Annotated in this window: 15 protein-coding genes; 1 reads left to right on the top strand and 14 read right to left on the bottom strand. The window is 36.2% G+C overall.

Translation table 11 applies throughout. The features are described from left to right. Positions 1 to 2 precede the first annotated feature (2 nt). The 12 genes from ACZ5N5_RS19230 to ACZ5N5_RS19285 all read right to left on the bottom strand — a co-directional run bounded on the left by ACZ5N5_RS19230 (position 3) and on the right by ACZ5N5_RS19285 (position 14,952). Positions 3 to 2,792, bottom strand: a complete 2,790-nt coding sequence (locus tag ACZ5N5_RS19230) for a beta-glucosidase (protein ID WP_464372936.1) — start codon at positions 2,790 to 2,792, stop codon at positions 3 to 5. Positions 2,793 to 3,195: 403 nt separating this feature from the next. Then, positions 3,196 to 4,329 (bottom strand): MFS transporter, encoded by a 1,134-nt coding sequence (locus tag ACZ5N5_RS19235; protein WP_277678347.1) that lies wholly within the window; start codon positions 4,327 to 4,329, stop codon positions 3,196 to 3,198. A gap of 180 nt (positions 4,330 to 4,509) precedes the next feature. Then, positions 4,510 to 5,559, bottom strand: a complete 1,050-nt coding sequence (locus ACZ5N5_RS19240) for a Gfo/Idh/MocA family protein (protein ID WP_464372937.1) — start codon at positions 5,557 to 5,559, stop codon at positions 4,510 to 4,512. 14 nt (positions 5,560 to 5,573) lie between these two features. Further along, on the bottom strand, positions 5,574 to 6,437 hold the full coding sequence (locus ACZ5N5_RS19245; RefSeq protein ID WP_109983603.1) for a sugar phosphate isomerase/epimerase family protein: 864 nt from the start codon (positions 6,435 to 6,437) through the stop codon (positions 5,574 to 5,576). 107 nt (positions 6,438 to 6,544) lie between these two features. Further along, the gene (locus ACZ5N5_RS19250; protein ID WP_054787128.1) at positions 6,545 to 7,918 is read right to left on the bottom strand and encodes an extracellular solute-binding protein; all 1,374 of its coding nucleotides are present in this window, start codon (positions 7,916 to 7,918) and stop codon (positions 6,545 to 6,547) included. 87 nt (positions 7,919 to 8,005) lie between these two features. Beyond that, complete coding sequence (locus ACZ5N5_RS19255; protein WP_245902280.1) at positions 8,006 to 8,812, bottom strand: carbohydrate ABC transporter permease; 807 nt, start codon at positions 8,810 to 8,812, stop codon at positions 8,006 to 8,008. Positions 8,813 to 8,917: 105 nt separating this feature from the next. Continuing rightward, on the bottom strand, positions 8,918 to 9,856 hold the full coding sequence (locus ACZ5N5_RS19260) for a carbohydrate ABC transporter permease (protein ID WP_277678345.1): 939 nt from the start codon (positions 9,854 to 9,856) through the stop codon (positions 8,918 to 8,920). A gap of 34 nt (positions 9,857 to 9,890) precedes the next feature. Continuing rightward, the gene (locus ACZ5N5_RS19265) at positions 9,891 to 10,880 is read right to left on the bottom strand and encodes a Gfo/Idh/MocA family protein (protein WP_109983606.1); all 990 of its coding nucleotides are present in this window, start codon (positions 10,878 to 10,880) and stop codon (positions 9,891 to 9,893) included. Further along, complete coding sequence (locus ACZ5N5_RS19270) at positions 10,877 to 11,869, bottom strand: Gfo/Idh/MocA family protein (protein WP_464372938.1); 993 nt, start codon at positions 11,867 to 11,869, stop codon at positions 10,877 to 10,879. Before ACZ5N5_RS19270 ends, ACZ5N5_RS19265 begins: the two co-directional genes overlap by 4 nt. A gap of 24 nt (positions 11,870 to 11,893) precedes the next feature. After that, the gene (locus tag ACZ5N5_RS19275; RefSeq protein WP_277678343.1) at positions 11,894 to 12,859 is read right to left on the bottom strand and encodes a Gfo/Idh/MocA family protein; all 966 of its coding nucleotides are present in this window, start codon (positions 12,857 to 12,859) and stop codon (positions 11,894 to 11,896) included. Positions 12,860 to 12,861: 2 nt separating this feature from the next. Beyond that, complete coding sequence (locus ACZ5N5_RS19280; RefSeq protein WP_464372939.1) at positions 12,862 to 13,698, bottom strand: sugar phosphate isomerase/epimerase family protein; 837 nt, start codon at positions 13,696 to 13,698, stop codon at positions 12,862 to 12,864. Between the two features lie 18 nt (positions 13,699 to 13,716). Next, positions 13,717 to 14,952, bottom strand: coding sequence for an ROK family transcriptional regulator (locus ACZ5N5_RS19285; protein WP_464372940.1), 1,236 nt, complete (start codon positions 14,950 to 14,952; stop codon positions 13,717 to 13,719). Positions 14,953 to 15,290: 338 nt separating this feature from the next. Here ACZ5N5_RS19285 and ACZ5N5_RS19290 point away from each other — a divergent pair, with 338 nt between their 5' ends. Then, positions 15,291 to 16,082, top strand: a complete 792-nt coding sequence (locus ACZ5N5_RS19290) for an alpha/beta fold hydrolase (protein ID WP_109983611.1) — start codon at positions 15,291 to 15,293, stop codon at positions 16,080 to 16,082. 97 nt (positions 16,083 to 16,179) lie between these two features. Here the strand turns inward: ACZ5N5_RS19290 and ACZ5N5_RS19295 are convergent, their stop codons facing one another. Next, entirely contained in the window at positions 16,180 to 17,334 is a 1,155-nt protein-coding gene (locus ACZ5N5_RS19295) for a Gfo/Idh/MocA family protein (protein WP_464372941.1), read from the bottom strand. 23 nt (positions 17,335 to 17,357) lie between these two features. Continuing rightward, on the bottom strand, positions 17,358 to 20,750 hold the full coding sequence (locus ACZ5N5_RS19300) for a glycoside hydrolase family 2 TIM barrel-domain containing protein (protein WP_464372942.1): 3,393 nt from the start codon (positions 20,748 to 20,750) through the stop codon (positions 17,358 to 17,360). Positions 20,751 to 20,754: the final 4 nt, after the last annotated feature.

The following is a 20,754-nucleotide window of genomic DNA, read 5'->3' on the forward strand; positions in this document are numbered from 1 at the left end:
TCTCAGCCTCTCTTCCATTGAATAGATTGTAATTTTAATTTTTCTATCCATAGATAAATGTCCTTCTTATCTTGCCATGGTTTCAATACACAATTGACATCGTTCCATGTCTTCGTATCGATTTCTTTCGAACATAGAGGCTCTAGCATTTTCTCGTTATCATATATTTTTAATACACCACTACCTTTTGCGCGGATTGTTATCTGATTGTTATCGCTCGCTTCCACATTTCTGAACATGATCCACCCCTCGTTATCCGTTGTTACACAAGGTTTCTCCTCTTCGCCTTTTGTTAAATAAACGTTGTCGTATGCATCATAATTCTCGGTAGGAGTGAGGCCATCAAGCGATCTTCCCGTTATTTCCTCGCCTTTCATAGGGTATAGATCAGATCTAATAAAAAGCTCTTCACTGGATGAACCTACTAAAAATTGAACAAAGCCTTTTTCAAGTATGTATTGTTCTTTCCTAACATCAAAGACATGTAATTGATCCGAATGTATCGATATCGTCATACTTTTTTCTTCTTTGGGTAAAAGAACTACTTTTTCAAATCCAACGAGTAATTTATTTGGTCTTTCGTAATAGGTTTCCGTAAAACGGACATATATTTGCACAACCTCTTTAACTGGTATATTACTTTCATTCCTAATTGTAAAGGATAGTTTTATAGGTTGATCATTTGATATGATGGCTGGTTCAGTCTGGAGATTATGATAAGAAACTTCAGCATAGTGTAAGCCATGGCCAAACGGAAATAATACATTGTCTTCCGCATACTGATACGTACTTTTCCCTTTTCGAATATCATAATTCAAAATGGATGGAAGCAGATCATTATTCTTGTACCAGGTCATGCTCAGCTTTCCTGATGGATTATTTTCACCGAAAAGTGTAGCTGCTAAGCTGTTTCCTAATTCCTGAGAGCCATGCGAACTATAGATAATGGCAGGTACATGCTCTTTTTCCCAATTTAAAGCATAAGGATAACTACTAATCACGACAAGAATCATGTTAGGGTTTGCTTGATAAACTGCACGAATCAATTCCTGTTGATAATCTGCTAAATTAATATTTTTCCGATCTTCTGTTTCTTTGCCATTTATCATTGGATGATTTCCTACACAGACAACTGCAACCTCACTATTTTTTGCCATCTCTACAGCCTGATCAATACCATTCTCAATAACGATACGCTCAAATTGCGAGGGATCTTGCTCAGAAGTATTGACACGACCTTCTTTATCAATGGATATATTTTCTCCATTCCAGCTTTCTAATTGGTAGTATGCATTCGTCTTATGATTAACTTTTACTTTTTCTCGGTTAAACCAATCAAAAACCTCTTCTTTTGTAGCTATAAAGGAATCAGCAGACTCGTGCAGTGTTAAATATTTACCTGTTACTGGACTCTTAAATAAATGCCAATTTTCACCCCAATCTTCATCTACTATCATCGCTTTTTTCGGTTCATTTTTTCCTAATGCCATCCATTCTTTCTTTTCATTAATTGTTAACGTTTTTCCACCTTTTGTTCGCCATATAACCCGGTCAAACCCATCACAAAAAGAAATTTTGGTATCTGGCAAGTAGTTTTGAATTCCTGCTAGTGGTGTAATGGTATAAGGAGGATAGCCAGTATACCAATCTCGATAAATATGATTTGCGGTTGGACCAATGATAGCTATATCTTTAATCTCTTTTGATAGTGGTAGTAATGATTGGTTATTTGTCAAAAGAACAATGGATTCATTTGTTGCCTCTCTAACCAGCTTCTGATGTTCCACACTACACATTTTGTCTAGATCAACACTGCTGTAAGGGTTTTTGCGATTGTTTTCATCAAAGTGGCCTAAACGAAAACGAACTTTTAATATACGATTTACCGCTCTGTCGATATCTTCAGGTTGAATAAGCTGCTTGTCTAGTGCTCTTTTCGCAGCATCCTCGACCACTTTTTTGCGATCAACAAAACAATCGATTCCTTTTTTTAGCGCATCGGCAAGAGCTTCCTCATAGGTAGGATAATATTTATATTCTTCGACATTTAATGTTAGTGCTCCACCATCACTGACGATAAATCCATCCATGCCCCATTCCTTTCGAACGATTTCCTCGATTTCATTTATTTGCATGCATGGGATACCATTGACACCATTATAAGCTGTCATCATTGATAATGCCTTACCTTCTTTAAAGGCAGGTTCAAATGCTTTTAAGTAATATTCTCTTCGGTTTCTTAGATCAATGCTATTAGAGGTGGATTCTCTTCCGACCTCATTATTATTGCCATAAAAATGCTTAGGAGCTGCAACAAGCTTGACATAGAAAGGATCTTCACCTTGCATCCCTTTAATCAATTCTTTTGAAAGCTCTCCGGTTAAATAAGGATCCTCACCATAAGCTTCCTCTGTTCTTCCCCATCTAGGGTCTCTTTCCATGTCTATCGTTGGTGCCCACAAGGTTAATCCTGTCTTCTCATTCTTTAATTGATAAAAAATTCTTGCCTCATCCCCGATCATACTTCCGACCTGATACAGAAGTTGTTTATTCCAGGTTTGGGACAATCCGATTGGCTGCGGAAAAACACTAGTTTTACTACCTTCCCTATCTACTACTCCGTGCGCTGCTTCCCCTCCAACCGCATATTCTTTTATGCCTAACCTTGGTACAGCACTTTGCGAGGTGCTTAAAAGGGTAATTTTTTCATCTAAAGTCAACGCTTCCATTAAAGTTTTTAATCTTTGTTCAAGTGAATATTTAGTCGATTGAATAATAGCTAAACGATTCATTTAAAACCCTCCTCCAAGAAACCGGTTTCTTTTTTTCAAAAAAAATAGTGCATTTTTAAAAAAAGTTCCTACGATGTCTGATGGCATGTTTCATTTATTAAGCAATATGGTTAAAAGGGATTACCTCATACTTAAAATGCTCCTATAAATTTATTTTATATATCATTATATTAGAAAACCTTAGTATGAAAAACCAATAAAATTAGACATAAAAACATTAAATTATAGTGATTCTTTATGAATTTCCAATTAAATACAGTTCCTTATTATATTACTTTCTTTTATGTTTTCGTCAAAAGAATATATTCTTTATTATTTATCATCAATAAACCTTACCTCTTTAATCAAGTGATTCATATTGATAAACTCTTAGCTAGAGGAGACGTACATTGAATGACGCTTGTCAGTCTTCCTGCTTCGTCTTCCGTTTTATCCATAATAGGAAAATAGAGGTAAAGGAAACTACTGTCGCTAACTGATACATCTGATTTATTTCGATAAAACGTAATAACCACCCAGCTATTAAATTCCCTATTATTCCGGCCAAACCGAGTGCCACTGCCCAATAAATTGTTTGACCAGTTGCTCGGTATTTAATAGGTGTCAGCTCATCAACATAAGCGACAGCAACAAAATAATGAATGCTATATGATAGACTTAGTAAGATTTGTGACCATACTAATGTATCTAGATTGTCGCTTATACCTAGTACAAGCCAACGTAGGCCATAAAAAAAAGCTACTGATGTTAACAATATAGGAAAAGTAAAAACACTCATTAGTTTTTTTGACATAGAGAAAAATGGGACTTCTAAAATGGATTTAATTAAGAGAGCGATACCAACTAAACTAATCGATGCACCTAAATCCTGTAAGTATACGGCATAAAAGGAGTTATTTGCATGAACTGGCAAGTGTAAAAAAAAGCTGAAGATTAGAAATAGAGAAAATGCTGGATTATAAAATAAACGAATAACCTTCTTTAAATGAAACTGCTTTTTTTTAGCTGTCTGAACCGGTAATTGAAGTGCAAGGATTAGAGCAAAAACAATTAAACTACTATGTAAAACAAACATAATATCTAAACCAAAAATGTCTAGCAATCTTCCAATCGCCACCACCCCTACTGCGTACCCTATGGATCCCCACAGACGAATCTTTCCAAAATCTTTTCTACTTCCAATTATTGATATTGCTGTCACATCTGCAATCGGCGGAATAGCACTATGAAAAAAGAAATAAATAATATTTAAAATGAGTAAATGTTCAAAATTTATAGTAATAGGAAACCACAAGGCAGTTGTTGCTGCACCTAAAATCATAATCAATAATGTTATTTTAGGGGAATTAAGATAATCGGTTAACATGCCCCATAACGGTTGTGCAACGACCATTACCATCGGGCCAACCGCAAATAATACACTAATTTCCACAGAGTTTAATCCGAAATCGACGTAGAATAAATTTAAAAATTGAAATGCACCAGTACCAAGAGAAAAACAAAAGTAAAATAACTTTAAAAATCGATACTTGTTCATCGTTAAATTATCCTTCCTTATAAGAAAATTGCTAACCTTAGGTGAGTCACTTTTTCTACTTTATGAGAAATGTCCATATATTGTAGAATACTGAAGCTATCCAATGATAAGCATTTATTAACAAAAAAATTAAATAAGACCTTGTACCAAACAAATGATACAAGGTTTTTTTAATCTAATTTAAAACTGGACTTCGATTCCTTTTTCACTCGATTCATAAATACCACAAAGTATCTTCATTATTTCAACACCATCTTCCACAGGGCTAAAAGTTTGTGTTTCACCTTTTACACTTGCAATAAAATGATCAATTTCATTTTGAAAGGCCTGCACAAAGTCAAAGGATTTATTGTCTATTTGTGGAGCGGCATTTAAAATAGTATTATATCTCTCTGTAATTACATGTAGTTCTGGCTCTAGTTCGATTCCTCCGTTTTCTCCATAGAGATTTACAGTAATCATATCTTCTTTGGCGTGAAGAGTAAAACTAACATCTACCATTAGAGATGCTCCATTTTCAAAACGAATAATAGCATTTGCTAAATCTTCAACAGTATTTTTACTTGGATCATAATCTGCCGCTTGATAAAATGATAAATTTTCAACATTTGAGCGGTTACCAAGCTTACTATATGTATTTCCACTAACTGACTTCACTTTTGGCTTACCCATTAAGTACCAACATATATCAATAACATGTACACCTAAGTCTATTAGTGGGCCGCCTCCTGAACGTTCTTTATCAGCAAACCAACCACCTGGATTTCCCAATCTTCGTAAACATGAAGCTTTTGCATAATAAATTTCACCTAAATCCCCGCCATCGACAAATTTTTTAACAATTTTGGTGTTTGTCGCATATCTGCGCACAAAGCCTACTTGTAAAATTTTACCGCTACTTTTAACGGCCTCCTCCACTTTCATTGCTTCTTCTACTGTTTTACAGAGAGGCTTTTCTACTAGAACGTGCTTCCCTGATTGTAAGGAAGCAATAGCTATTTCAGCATGTGTATTGTTCCATGTACATATGCTTACTGCTTCAATATCTTTATTTGCTAGCAATTGAAGATAATCTGTGTATACATGTGTTGCTTGATATTTATTTGCTTTTTCATTGGCCCTTTTTTTATTCAGATCACAAATTGCAAAAATCTCCACTTCTGGATGATGATGATATGACTCTAAGTGACTTTCAGAGATTGATCCAGCTCCAATGATACCTATTTTCATGTTAAAATCCTCCTTTATATTTCGTTCCACATTCTTCGAAGATTGTCTAGGCTAAGCTTTGATGCCCGCCTGCTATCCTCCATACCTTCAAACTCGACAGATAGATATCCGTCATATCCATTATCTTTTATTACTCTTAGAACTTCTCTCATCGGAATGTCACCATGACCCACTATGGCACCGCGTAGATAATCTCCAGAAATAGTCTCTAGCCACCCTTCTCCTGGATATAGATGGGCAGGACGATGATAAAAATCTTTTATATGCACCATTGAGGCATAACGTATATTTTTCTTAACAGCTGTAACAGGATTTTCATCCGCACACAAGAAATTACCAACATCTAAAGTCGTCTTAAAATTCGCACGGTTTACATGGTGAAGAACAGTTTGAACTCGATCACTAGCTTGCACATAATAACCATGATTTTCAATACTTGTAGTTATGCCGTATTGGCTTGCATAATTAGCAATTTCTTGACAGGCCTCCACAAGCATTGGTAAATCTGCTTCGAAATTTGCAATGGATGTTTCGGGAATCGGTCTCCAAGCAATATCATGACGCATCAGTTTAACACCTAGTTGATGTGCAATATCTACCTCTTTTTTCACACGGTTCATTTCTGCTTGATAACTTTCTTTATTAGGTTGTAGAAAATTCGCACCAATCGCATAATTGGATATATCTAGACCAAGTTCTTTTGCCTTATTGCGGACCTTCTCTATTTGAGTTTGATCTTCTAATGTAAAACCCAAATTAGGTACTAATTCAACATGTTCTCCCCCTTGTTCTGCGATCCATTCCATTACATCAAGAATAGTCATTTCGCCAGATTTCAAAGTAGCAAACAAGCTATATGAGCTTAACCCTATTTTCATGCCTATAAATCTCCTTTATTTTGAATTTCAGCTTACTAGTTGCGTCATTTTCCTCTATTAGGTGAGCGTAGGGGAACAAAAACATCCTCTACACTCACCAGCTTCTATTATTGATTAGCGGACCATTTTTCAGCTCTATCTTGAAGATCGTCTAAATAGCTTTGAATATCAGGAGCATCCCCATTGTGCGCTTGGCTAATAAAACCATTTACAGCAGGGGCAATCTCACTTCCAAAGAATGGGTTAGCCTCATCCATTAAGGTCGAATTGGTCACACTAGCGATTTCAGCTGCAGTTTTCATATACTTATCCTGATCTGAAACAAAGTCTGCATCTACTAGAGTTGGAGTATACGTGTATTCTTGATAATTATGCTTTTGGGCTTCATAACCTGTTAAAAACTTTAATACTTCCCAGGATGCTTCCACATTTTGCGTGTCTTTCGCCATAACGAATGGATCGACGGCAACCCAGCCCTCACCTTCAGGCCCTAAGTTAAGAACTGATTCAAAACGCTCTAATAACTCTTCATTATCAGATGCTCTCACTTCTGCCATTGTACTTGCGCCAGTTGCATCCAGATGGATCGCAATATTATTGTTTTCTAAACCAAAGCTTTCATTTCCTAATGCATTTAAAAAGTCGGAGGGTGGTAACTGAGCAGCTTTTTCTAGCCATTCAAAGACTTTTACCATTTCAGGAGAATTTAAGCTCCAATCTATATTTTTAGGATCATCTAACGTTCCTTCTCCCCCAGTCGCACCATAAGCATGTGTTAGAGCAACAAAGGTAGAGAGATTTAAAGACTTACCATCCAACCATAATCCATAATTTTGTTCGCCTGTCTCAGGATTTTCGCCAGTCATTTGCTTAGCCTTTTCTAGAATTTCTTCAGGAGTTGGATTTTCTGATAAATACTCTACTCCCCATTGGTCAAATAATTGTTTATCATAGATGGTAACCCGTCGTCCCAAAACAGCAGGAATTCCAAAATGAGCAGACTTATCTGGAGACTTAGTACTGTACGAGTTCTCCCATACTCCTTTTAAATATATACTCGGATCAAAATTGGTGTCGTCTTCGATTAAGTCATCTAATTCTCGTAGTAATCCTTGTTGATACCATTGAGTAGCAAAAGCTCCTCCGGTATACAATATATCGACATCACCTGATTGTAACATTGCCGTTTGTTTTGATTGCGCATTTTCCCAGGGAACCTGTGTTAATTCTATCTTAATATTCGGGAATCTAGGTTGAAACTCTTCTTCAATAAAAGTTTGCATGCCTTTGTTCTCTATACCTGTTATTGGATCAATTCCATCTTCTAGCTGAAAACCTGCCAACGCCACCCTAACAGTACCTTCAATCTCAGAGACAACTTCAATATCACTGTTTTGACTATCAGAGCTTGAACTATCTGAACATGCAACAAGTAACGGAATAAATAGAATAACCAACCAACAAACTAATTTACTTCTCATTACTAGCTCCCCTTTTTATTAAGTTTTTTCTTCGTTCGAACCAGCCTAACCATTTATAGAAGTAATCCCCTCCTTCTCTTACAATTTTTATTGTTTGATTCCCGATAAAGCAATACTTTCCACGATGTATCTTTGCAGGAATAAATAAGTAATAATAACTGGGAGTAAGCTTACTGTTGTTGCAGCCATAATGACTGATGGTAAAGGAAGAGTTTTATTATACGAAAACATGGCTAACCCGAGTTGAATGGTAAATTTATCTGGAGTTTGCAACGCCAATAGTGGCCACAGCAAATCATTCCAAACCGCCAAGAATTGTAAAATTGTCATCGTTGCAAGAATTGGAACACATAAAGGTAAGTAGACTTTAACAAATACTTGAAATTCATTTGCACCATCGATAATCGCCGCTTCTCTTAAAGTACTAGGAAGCTGATCTATAAAAGATTTTGCTAAAAATGTACCAAATGCAAAATTTAACGCCGGTAAATAAAATGCCCAATAACTATCAAGCAATTCTAACCAGTCAAATAATAAATACTGTGGTATCATGGTCATTTCAAATGGAATCATCATTGTACTTAATGCCAGAACCAATACAATTGTAGCGCCTTTAAATTTTAATTTTGAAATGGCATAGCCAGACAACAGTGCAGATCCTAAGCTTACGACAATTACTCCTACTGAAACGATTAATGAATTTAAAATGTATTTGAACATTGGGATATTTGTAAAGGCTAATTTGTAAGTTTTTAAAGAAAACTCTTCAGGCCAAAAACGTGGTGGGAAAGGTATATTCAACCTTGCTTGCCAATCAAAGCTAGTAAGAACCATCCACAAAAACGGGATGATCATAATGAGTGAGCCTATTGATAAAACTACCATTAATAAGATGTTTCCAAAAAGTCTCTGTTTTTTAGCAGAACGTCCAAAACTCTTGTTAGAATACGACTCCTTTAAATGACTAACACTCGAAGGTTCCAATTATTACACACTCCTTCAATCCAAATTACTATTTTTATTGGCAAATAGTAAAGCAATGGTTAGTACTAATATGATCATAAATAAAATATAGGAAGCGGCAGTTGCTATACCCATTTGTGAGGATAAAAATGCATTTCGATAGATATATAATACAGCTGTCATCAAAGAACCTGCAGGATTACCAGCAGTTCCCCCAATCAACCAAACGTCTGTAAACCTTTTCATTGCAGTTATCGCACCCATAATGACCATAAACAAGATAATTGGCCTTAAGTATGGAACTGTGATATAAAACCATTTTTTGAACCAACTAGCTCCATCCACTTCTGCAGCTTCATATAAATCTCTAGGAACACTAGAAAGTGCTGCAATAAAAATAATAGTGTTATAGCCTAACATTCCCCATAAAGTCATTAGAACAATACTAAACTTTGAAAAAGTCGGATTAGTAAACCATCCAATTGGATCTATACCAATTAGTCCAATTGCATAATTTAAAAGCCCTTCTTTCCCAGGACTAAAAAGAAAAGTAAATAAAATACTAGCAGCAACCAAAGACACCACATTCGGTAAGAAATAGACTCCTTTAAAAAAATTTTTCCATTTTAGCCATGGAACATTATGAATTAATGTTGCTAATATAAAAGAAAGGGAGACACCTAAAATAACGGATAGAATACCCATATAAAGAGTATTGAAAATTGATTTCCAAAACATCGAATCTGTTAATACATATTGATAATTCTTTAATCCTACCCATTCACCAGTTAAGGAATTTGCAGTTTGTTGGAAACTCATCACTAATGCAGCAATCATAGGGTATATTGCAAAACCAAATATACCAATTAACAGTGGTGTGGAGAACAACAATCCCGCCCAGTCTCGAGAACTTAATAATTTCTTTTTTGAGCGAGTAATTGACTTGCTATCTGCCATTTCAGATCCCATTGCCATTTTGACGCACCCCCGTCTCAAGTCCTAGCTATTTTTATAAATCGATTCTGTCCAATTCTACTAGTTTCTTATTGTTTGATGATTGATATGCGGCTTTCACAACTTCTAACGCTCTAAACCCATCTTCACCAGTAATGGAAGGTTCTCTACCTTCTTTCACACAAGAAATGAAGTCTTCTATTAATCCTTGATCCATATCCCTTCCCCATGGTAATTGTTGCACCTTGTTATCCCGATCGTTGTACCATACTAAATGCTGTTTAAAAACATCGATAGATAAATCACCTTTTGTTCCAGTAATTTCCATCGTCACATCCCCCCAAGTAGGAAACGTTTTGGGGCGAGACCAACTAGGATCAATGGAAACAATAATACCTGATTCTAATTCTGCCGATACCATGCCACAATCCTCTACATCAATATCATAAAACTTTGTATCCAATTCTGCGTATATGTTGCGAACTTCATCATTTAGCAACCACCGAGTCAAGTCCAGAAGATGTACAATATGATCAGTTGCTGCTCCGCCCCCTGATAAGGATTTATTGATAAACCAACCACCTGGCATTTGGCCATGATTGGTTCCATTAATCGCAACTATCTTACCAATTTGTCCTGATTCAATGATCTTTTTCACCTGTTGCATTACTGGCGAAAATCGAACTGGATAAGCAATCTGTAGTACAACATTCTCTTGATGACAAGCATCAATCATTGCTTTTGCATCAAGCAAATCCGTAGCGATTGGCTTTTCACATAAAATATGCTTTTTTGCTTTTGCAGCAGCAATCACATGTTCTTTGTGCTTAGCATTTTCCGAGCATACTACTACAGCCTCTATATTAGTAGCTAGGAATTCTTCTAGCACTGTATAACAATGACAATAATATTTTTCTGCCATTTCAACTGCTCTTTTGGCATCTTCATCCCAAATCGCAACTAATTCAACTTCTGGGTGTTCCATTAAATAATGAGCATAAGCAGATGCGTGTAGATGAGCAAAACTAATGATTCCAACTTTCATTCCTGCACCTCCTCTTCAGCAAGATACACTGGCACTCCATTACGAGCAGAAAATATCGTAGCCTGTGCTAATTCAACTGCTTTCACTGCTTCTTCAATGGAAATGATTGGGGAGGCTCCATTGACGATACAATCTTTAAAATGACTTAATTGTTTATAGATGGCGGATTCGGTAACTAATTCTTTCGGCAAATAATCGGAAGATTGATTTGGTTGCTTTGTAGCTATTTGAATTGGCTCTTTACTGTCACTGTTGCCCACAAGCAAACCTTCCTTGCCTGCAATCTCAAAGGAAGACTTCAAACTACTTTCTCCCCAAGAAAGCTCCAAGTGAACAATCACTCCATTTTTCATTCTTAAAATAATTAAAGCATAGTCGAATTCTCTATCATCCTTTTGTTTGATATGTCGAGCCAATACTCTTTCCACATCTCCAAATGTCCATAGCAACCAATCCAAATCATGAATACCTAAATCTAACAATATGCCTCCACTCTTGTCATTGTCTCTAAACCAACGACCTGGAAAAGAAGTCTTCCTTGATAACCGGACCACCCCTACTTCCCCTACCACACCTTGCTTAATCTGTTGACGGAGAAAAGCATATTCTGGATCAAATCGTAGTGTATGACCAACAAAAATTTGAATATCCTTCTCTTTGCTAAGCTGCAGGATTGCTTTTGCTTCGTCTTCATTTAGGCAGAGTGGTTTTTCACAAACAATGGATACCTCTTCATCTGTTCCTATCACCTCTTTCATAGCTTCATAATGTAAAAAGGTTGGTAAACAAATATCAACAATTTCTACTTTCTGATCCTCCAATAAACTTCGGATATCGAGATAAGATGTTGTGTTATACGTTTCCGCTAACTGCTTTAATTTATCTAGATCTCTACCAACAATTCCCACTACGTCGATATTACTTATCTGTAACCAATTCTCTAGGTGCCGCTGCCCCATTTTCCCCACACCAATTATTGCAACTTTCACCATTTTGCCACCTTCTTTCTTACATTAAGTCAATGGAATAGGTTTACCTAATTCTTGAGATTTGTTTGCAGCTAATGTGACTTCCAGTGTATTTAAACCGCTTTCATAATTAGATAAAATAACAGCTCGATTTCCAGTTAAAACAGCTTCAATAAACGCCTTATCCTGCTCTTCATAGAAATCCACTTTCGAAGGGTATGTGATCGTTGAGTCTTTTTCTACTATCGTTAAATTTACCCCATCTATTACAACGCGAAAATCCTTTCCTAATAATTCGACGCCCATTCGATGATCTGTTTGAGTAAATGAACAATCTAAATGGCCCACAGCCCCAGAATTTAATGTAAAATTAACAGATGTGGCATCTGGAATATCAATATTTTCTATATCCTTGAGAACTTGTAGATTCATATTGGCGTAGACTTGATTTATTTCTCCTCCAAGATACCGAATGAGATCCATCGTATGAGTAGCTTGCTCTACTAATTGCCCGCCAGACTTATTCATTTCCCGATACCATGGGGTGGGTACAAAGGAAGTAATATAATGTCCTCGAATCATCGCTATTTGTTTGTCTTTCAAATATTCTTTTGCTTTTTTTACTGTATCTAAATAACGAAGACAGTAGCCAGAAGCACAGAGAATACCAGATTCTTGAATAACTTTTAGTTTGTATCTTGCTGTATCAACATCTAACCCTAAAGGTTTCTCTACCATTAAATGAATTCCTTTTTGAGCAGCCTTTTCTTCAATATCACCATGAGCAAATGGAGGAACACATAAGAACAATGCGTCTACACTTTCTTTTTCCAACATTTCCTCCGCATTCGTATATGCTTTTGCATTATATTTAGAAGCGGTTTTTTCAGCATTTTCTTTTACAATATCACAAATTGAAATGATCTCGACCCTATCATCCTTAGCTAAATTTTTTAAATGTATGGAAGCAATGCCTCCTCCACCAATAAACCCAACTTTTACTTTATCCATTTTTATGCCTCCTTTTCACTAGAATTTAATATCATTTCCATATGCCTCGCTGTATCAATTGCTAATGCTTTAGGATCAATTGTGTATGGCGTGAGCTCTGCGGTGATTGTATCCTGATAACCGATATCATTTAAAGCTTTATTCACTTTGATCCAATCTACATCACCTGCTAGTAATGGAACAAATCCTGTTATATTCCCAACGGCATTACTAAAGTCCTTCACATGGACTTTTCGTATTCGATTTCCTAACAAAGTAATCCATTGTTCAGGGAATCCAAATTGTAATACGTTTCCAACATCGAAATAAACACCCACATAAGCTGAACCTAATTCATCCACATAATTAGCCATTTCTAGAGGAGATAACAAAAATTTGTTCCAGACATTTTCAATTCCAATATGTATTTGATACTTCTCTGCAAATGGTATAACTTTTTTTAATTCCTGTTGGCTTCGATGGTAACAGTCTGAATAAGCTACTTCCTTTGTCACGACTCCTGGTACTACAAGTACTGTATCAATATCCATTAGAGCAGCAAACTCAATTTGCTTTTCTATCACCTTCCTCGCTTGTTGACGCACTGATTCATCAGGATCTGAGAGAGGTGATTCCCAAAACAACCCCGTCGATAAGCTTCTTAATTGCAAGTCATACGAATCTGCTAATTGTTTAATTTGCTTAATATCATCGGATGTTGAATCCATTGTTAATCCTACACCACCAGATGGATTCACATTCAGCTCCACAGCATCAAATCCAGCTTCTTTACTATAGCTAAATACTTTTTCTAGTGGCGTGCCTTCAGGATAACACCATTGATTAAAACCTTTTAGCATAATACCCCTCCTATTTGTTTACGTACTTCTATTATGTCTTATTTCATCATGGGTTAATTTAAATTGAAATTTATCTTGTAATAACACGGATGCAGCTCCTATCATTTCAAATTCTTCTCCTAGTGAAGCGATTTTTATATTTACATCTTTATATAGTGTTTTTAGCGATCGATCTTCAACCAAATGACTAAGTCTGTTAAATAATAATTTGTTATTATTCGTTATCTCACCTCCCAAAATAATGATATCTGGGTTAAATAAATGAACGAGATTCACTAAACCCGCTGCTAAGTAAAAAGAAACTTCGTTTAGTACTTCATTTGCCAGCTCATCTCCTGCATTTATTGCTTGGGTAAAATGTTCAGGTAAAATTGATTCGTTCTTACCATTTGATAAATCCGTTAGTAATGTATTTTTTCCATTTTTTATTGCTGTAATTAACCTTTCATGAATGGATGGCCAACTAACGTAATTTTCTAAACAGCCTTTGTTTCCACACTCACAAGGCTTTCCATTAATATTAATCGTGGTATGCCCGAATTCACCCGAGCCTCCTTTAACTCCTCTTGCGAGCGAGTCATTTACAATAATGCCAGCACCAAGTCCATCCCCTATCGTAATATAAACCATATTTTTATATTCTTGGTATAGGCCAAAATTTTTCTCAGCTAATACATACGCATTTGTATCATTATCAAGCCAAGTTGGAAGCTCTAATCTATTTTCGACGATGTTCTTCAAGTACACATTATTTAATTGAAGTTTTGGATTGTGGTGAATAATTCCTTGATAAGCATCCACAATTCCCTGTGTAATTATTGAAATACCTACACAAATTCTATTATCCTTTCGTTCAGTCAAAAATCCATGCAACAACTCCAGTAAATACTCAATTAAATGTTCATTCGTATACCCATTCGTTAAATAAACATTTTTTTGGTTTATCTTTGCCTCCAAGTTCATATCTGCAATGGTAATTTTGGAATATGATATTGATACTCCAATTAAATAATGATTATCTGGAGAAAACTGAAGTAAAATTGGTTTTCTACCACCACTTGATAATCCAGTTCCATTTTCATTGACCAATCTTTCCCTTATCAGATCTTGGACTGCAGATGTTACGGTGGTTGGGCTAAGTTCATTTTTTTTAGCGATCTCACTTCTCGAAATTGGTCCATATCTACGAATAGTGTCTAATACAATGGATCGGTTTAATTCTTGAATTAATTTTAAATCCCCAGTTCTTTTCATCTATTCTCATTCCTGTTCTGTTGTAATAAACTTGTTTATTTCTATCTTACTTTTTCCACCGCGATTATTAAGTTGATGTAAAAAAATATTGGAATACTATATATAATGATTTTTACAGCTAACTTATTCCAATCAGCTGATTAAGTTACGGAGAATATATCACAATATTGTAAGCGTTGTCAATACAAAAAATTAAACTCATGGCTGCGTAATATTTTTTAAGCTTAATAAATAATAATTCCTTAAGATTTTTATTATAGCAATTGATAAGAAATGATGAAAAGATACAATTGATAAAATAAGTAGAGGATAACATTATTGTGAAGGGATGAAAAAAAGTGAATATTGTTCAATCCAAAGATGGTACGCAAATAGCTTATGATGTGCTAGGTAAAGGGCCAGTTCTTATTTTTATTACAGGGGCCACATGTTTTCGTTCATTTGAACCTGTAATACATGATGCATCAACCTTTGCGCAACAATTTACTGTTTACAATTACGATAGACGTGGACGTGGGGACAGTTCCAACACTCTACCTTATTCGATAGAAAAAGAAATAGACGATTTGGAAGCATTAATTGATGAAGCCGGAGGAGACGTACATTTATATGGACACTCATCTGGAGCGATTATTGCACTTGAGGCAGCTATCAGGTTGGATAATAAAATCAATAAGGTAGTTCTATATGATCCTCCTTATGTCGAAGATGAAGCAGCCAAAAAAGAATTTAACCAATTAAAAGAACAACTAAACGAACTACTTGAGCAAAAAAAATATGCTGAGGCACTTGCCTTTTTCTTAGAGGGTATTGGTATTCCAAGAGAAGTAATTGACGGAATGTTTCGCCAATCACCTCAATGGAATAGCATGCTGAAAATTGCCCCAACTCTTGCCTATGACACGATGTTAGCAAGTGATCTAGCCCCTTTAAAAAAAGCTTCAAAAGTCACTGTTCCAGTACAAATCATTGTTGGTAAGGAAAATCCAAAGAACATGCAAGAGGTTGCTAAACAATTGAGTGAAGCAATCCCAAATGCCAAACTTATTGAATTAGAGGGGCAAAATCATATGCCAGATCCTAAATTGGTGCTGCAAATCATGTCGAGCTTCTTAAAAGCCCACAGGTAATAAGAATATTCAACTATTAATGGCGGCTGCTTATAGTCGCCATTTCTATTGTCAGTATGGAATCACTATTTAGCTATATCTTTCATCTATCCTATCATCATTCCTTATTACCTCCAGAGGTAATTCTGTTATCAGTAAAATTTTCAACTGCTTTCTTTTTTTCATAAAAATGATGCGCATTCTGTAGAATTCCTTCTCTTGTATAAAAAAGACTTTCTTCATTTAGTGGTAGCTTGACCGTTTTTCCCAATTGGGCAGATTCATAGATGGCCGTGATCAATTCAAGTGTATTTCTTCCTTGCTTACCATCGATTAATACTTCCGCTTCCCCGAGAATTGCTGATAAAATATTATCAATTTGCCCCAGATGACCCTCAAATGCTAAATCAGATAATTGGTCATAGCTTCGTTGTATTTGTTCATTTAAATCATTATCATCTTCTGGAAAACCATTTTCTCTTGATTTAGAAGCTACTACTTTCCAAGGAGCTGAAACTCTAGCATTTTTCCCTTGAAAAATAAGCTGTTGCTCCTCTCCATGATGAACGACTGAGCTCGTAATTTGAGCTAAACTGCCATCCTCATATTTCGCTATTGCTATGGATATATCCTCAACTTCCGCATTATCATGAGACGTATTGCTTGTGACAGCAGTGATCTCACCAGGCATACCATTCATCCACTGGAAAATATCAATATGATGAACAGCGTGATTCAACGTACAGCCACCACCTTCTTTTTCCCAAGTGCCCCGCCACCACAAATCGTAATAGCTGTGCCCTCTCCACCAATGTGAATCTACTTGTGTATGCACAATTGGTCCCATCAGCTTCGTATCTAAAATTTGCTTTAACTTCATCATAGGTGTTGTGAAACGATTTTGTGCGACAACAGATAAAATTTTATGATTTTGTGCTGCTGCTCTATTCATTGCATCACATTCCTTTAAAGAAGAAGCCATAGGTTTTTCTACTAAAACATGCTTTCCGGCGTTTAAAAAATCTATCGCAATATCAGCATGTGTATATGGTGGGGTACAAATGGATACTAAATCAATATTTTCACTTGTTAAAAAATCTTGATAATCCTTACTTATATCAACCTTTAATTGATGTTTTATTGCTTTTTCCTCCGCTTTCTCTACATAAAAATCACATAGTGCCACAATATTACATCTGTCTTGGAATTTCAGATAGGCATGAATATGGGCATCGGAAATCGCGCCTGTACCAATAATTGCAACATTAATCATTCTTCCATCCTCCTAGTTCAGCATTATTCAAAACGGAACCATGCAAAATCAAACTTTGATCCAGGTAAAAATATAAAGCTAACCTTTTGAACTCCCGTTATTTTGTCTATGGAAAACACTTTAACCTCATAACCATCTGTTTGGTTAAATTCTACAATTTGATTTGTATCCTCTTTGTCTCCTGAAAAACGAACGTGAATCGTGTTCTTATCAATTGAGGAATTTCCACATATCATTAATTTAGTTGTACCCTTTTCCGTAAAATCAAGCTCATCGAATTCTAAGGTAACATTGTTCCCAATGCCTTCCACACCTTCCTCTGTCAATGTATAGGTATCCCCATATATACGGTCCATTTCTGTTGCGTTATTTTGTTCGAACCCGCGATTTTTCGGTTCAAAGGAAAAACCTTTGATATGAACCTTTTGTTTTAAAACAAAACAGATCGATGTGACGCCTTTTAATCTCTTCGACAGTTGATAGGTTTCCTCCTGATAAACATTCCATTTGGATTCCTTTTGATAAATAACATCCGCTACGAGCTCACTCCCTTGCTCTTCTGGCATTCCTTCCCATATCTCTATTCCGTATTCCTCACTTGATAGTGCAAAAATTGGGATGGTGATCATATCTGAGCCATAAGTTCCGAAGTCAATATCACGAAATCCTACATGGGTTTCCCCATCTCTACTTGTTGCAACACCACGCTCATTACCATTCCCGAGGTCTCCTTTACTATAATCATATAATCCAGCGGAGATGAATTGATACGGATTTTTATAAGCTGTTCCAAGTCCTGTTGCTTTCATCTCTAATTCAGAGATCAGCGTTGTATGATTGGTACCATTTTTACTAGTACATCGAACACGAAAATCCCCATCACCTAATGCTATTATTTTTGCTTTCTTCCCATTTGATTCAATTTTTGCAATATTGGACTCGACACCGATATCTGTCACAACACTCCATTCCACATCATGGTAGGAGGTATTGGCTGGATAAAGCTTTGCCTCGACCTCAATCTCTTTTTTATTAGAAGTAAAAAACTGACCTGCTTCACTAATAAGCTCTATCTTTCGCAATGGTATTTCTGCTAGATTTCCCATAACTGGTGGAATGTCTTTATTTTCCATTGATGCAGATATTCCCAAGACTTCTTCTTCAGAAGGTATAGCTGTAAGCTCGATGAACTTTGGATCCATCCCTTTTGAGGTAACCTTGACTTCTATTTTTCCGGGATCTAGTGTAGCGGCAAGGATAGCCATTAGCTTTCCACTAAAAAGCCTTCTGCTCTTTCCTTTATACGAGTCATAATCTGTGCTATCTCCATTATCAAGACCTACTAGCCTAGCTGCACCATTTACTTCCACTTCTACCCGATTTGTGGCATTTTCTACAGGATTACCCTTCTCATCCTTCATCCCAATTTCGATAAAGATCAAATCCGTGCCATTTGCTATTAATGTTTGTTTATCTGCCTTCCATTGTATCTGACTCGCATCACCAAATGATCTCCTAACATCTGTTGCAATTACATTCCCTTTCTCATCATAAGCAATTGCTTTGATTTCGCCTTCCTGGTAGGCAAGCTTCCACCACCCGGTAATCTCCTTAGCGTATTTATGATCGATTTCAAAGATACCTATTCGCTTACCATTGTGTTGTAATTCGACTCTTGGCGCATTAGAACATACTCTTATATCGATGATCTGACCAGGATTAAAATCCCAATACGGAAATAGATGAACCATTGGATGCTTTTTATAATCGCTCCAAGCCGCTTGGTAAATATAAAAAGAATCCTTTGGAAAGGTTGCTGTATCGATTTGTCCTAAATAAGCATTCTTCGTATGGTAAGGAGTTGGTTCTCCAATATAGTCAAAACCTGTCCAAATAAACGTACCAAGTGAAAATGGTGCATCTCGGTCTGCGATAATACATGCCTCCGATGATTTAGCACCCCAGCTCGTGGAGCTATTACCAAGGGCAGAACATTGCTGATCATCATCTGCTAGAATCGATTTCTCAAAGGGAAAATGGTAAATCCCTCTACTCTGAACTGTTGATGCTGTTTCACTTCCATATATAATCCAATCAGGATGCTCCTGATGATGCTCATGATAATATTTTTCTGCATAGTTATAGCCTGCTAGCTTGACAATATCGGCACATTTTTGGGCATTCTCCCAAGGCATATAATTGGAACCAATCGTTACTTTAGCATTTTCCTTCGGATCAAATTTTTGAACATATTCTGTTAGCATTCTAGTAATCTCTTGTCCTCTTGCATTTGCATGGGTATCATAAATCTCATTTCCAATACTCCACATCAATAAGCTAGGATGGTTTCGATCTCTTCTCACCCAGCTTTTTACGTCTTGAAATGCCCATTTCTTAAAGTATCTAGCGTAGTCATAAGGAGTTTTCGATCTTTCCCACATATCAAAGGCTTCACTTATAACAAGAAAACCCATTTCATCAGCTAGGTGCATGAGCTCCTTCGCTGGCATATTATGTGCGGTCCTTATAGCATTAACACCCATTTCCTTTAGGAGTTTAAGCCTTCTTCTGAGGGCCGTTTCATTAAAGGAAGCACCTAATGCCCCTAAATCATGATGCTCACATACCCCATTCAGTTTCATCTTCACCCCATTCAGAATAAAGCCTTTATTTGGGTCTAACACAATATTTCGAAAGCCAATGGAATGCGAAATTGTCTCCACATTTGATTGATTAATTTTTAAAGTAGTAACTAATCGATAGAGATTTGGATTACCCATACTCCACAAATAAGGATGTTGGATTTCTAGACATTGTACGTTTTGATCGCTCTCAGTCTGTTCGGAAGTCGAGGCAATCTCTTTTCCCTGATAATAAAGCGTATGCGTAAGCTCTGCAGTCTGAACAAGGGAAAGCTCTGTCTCGATTTCTACATGCCATTCGTTTTCGCTTGATGTTGTTGTAATATATACACCATCTGTTGGAATATGATTTTTGTCTCTCTTTTTCAACCAAACATTACGATAAATCCCAGCGCCAGAATACCAACGACTATTTGGGCTTTGATGAACGACTTTTACGAGGAGTTCGTTTTCACCCTCTACTAAAGCATCTGTAATATGATGTTCAAACGCGGAATAACCATATTTCCATTCACCGATAAATTGTTGATTGACATACAGAGTAGAATCCATATAGACCCCATCAAAGTAGAGTAGAATATCTTGATCATTTTTTTCATAAAAAAATTTTTTACGGTACCACCCAATACTATTCTCGTATAGATTCATGGAATCATATATAAGCCAATCATGTGGTATATCTACTGGCTTAAAATCTAGCTTTTTAGCATCTGATACATTTAAACTACTTTTTGCAAAGGTCCAACCATCATTAAAGAGCATCTGAGTATTCATATTC

Source organism: Gracilibacillus sp. JCM 18966 (assembly GCF_055392695.1).

Bases quoted from the DNA above. Each gene is read 5' to 3' on its own strand.
- ACZ5N5_RS19230 (WP_464372936.1), bottom strand. From the start codon at position 2,792: ATGAATCGTTTAGCTATTATTCAATCGACTAAATATTCACTTGAACAA.
- ACZ5N5_RS19235 (WP_277678347.1), bottom strand. From the start codon at position 4,329: ATGAACAAGTATCGATTTTTAAAGTTATTTTACTTTTGTTTTTCTCTT.
- ACZ5N5_RS19240 (WP_464372937.1), bottom strand. From the start codon at position 5,559: ATGAAAATAGGTATCATTGGAGCTGGATCAATCTCTGAAAGTCACTTA.
- ACZ5N5_RS19245 (WP_109983603.1), bottom strand. From the start codon at position 6,437: ATGAAAATAGGGTTAAGCTCATATAGCTTGTTTGCTACTTTGAAATCT.
- ACZ5N5_RS19250 (WP_054787128.1), bottom strand. From the start codon at position 7,918: ATGAGAAGTAAATTAGTTTGTTGGTTGGTTATTCTATTTATTCCGTTA.
- ACZ5N5_RS19260 (WP_277678345.1), bottom strand. From the start codon at position 9,856: ATGGCAATGGGATCTGAAATGGCAGATAGCAAGTCAATTACTCGCTCA.
- ACZ5N5_RS19265 (WP_109983606.1), bottom strand. From the start codon at position 10,880: ATGAAAGTTGGAATCATTAGTTTTGCTCATCTACACGCATCTGCTTAT.
- ACZ5N5_RS19275 (WP_277678343.1), bottom strand. From the start codon at position 12,859: ATGGATAAAGTAAAAGTTGGGTTTATTGGTGGAGGAGGCATTGCTTCC.
- ACZ5N5_RS19280 (WP_464372939.1), bottom strand. From the start codon at position 13,698: ATGCTAAAAGGTTTTAATCAATGGTGTTATCCTGAAGGCACGCCACTA.
- ACZ5N5_RS19285 (WP_464372940.1), bottom strand. From the start codon at position 14,952: ATGAAAAGAACTGGGGATTTAAAATTAATTCAAGAATTAAACCGATCC.
- ACZ5N5_RS19295 (WP_464372941.1), bottom strand. From the start codon at position 17,334: ATGATTAATGTTGCAATTATTGGTACAGGCGCGATTTCCGATGCCCAT.
- ACZ5N5_RS19300 (WP_464372942.1), bottom strand. From the start codon at position 20,750: ATGAATACTCAGATGCTCTTTAATGATGGTTGGACCTTTGCAAAAAGT.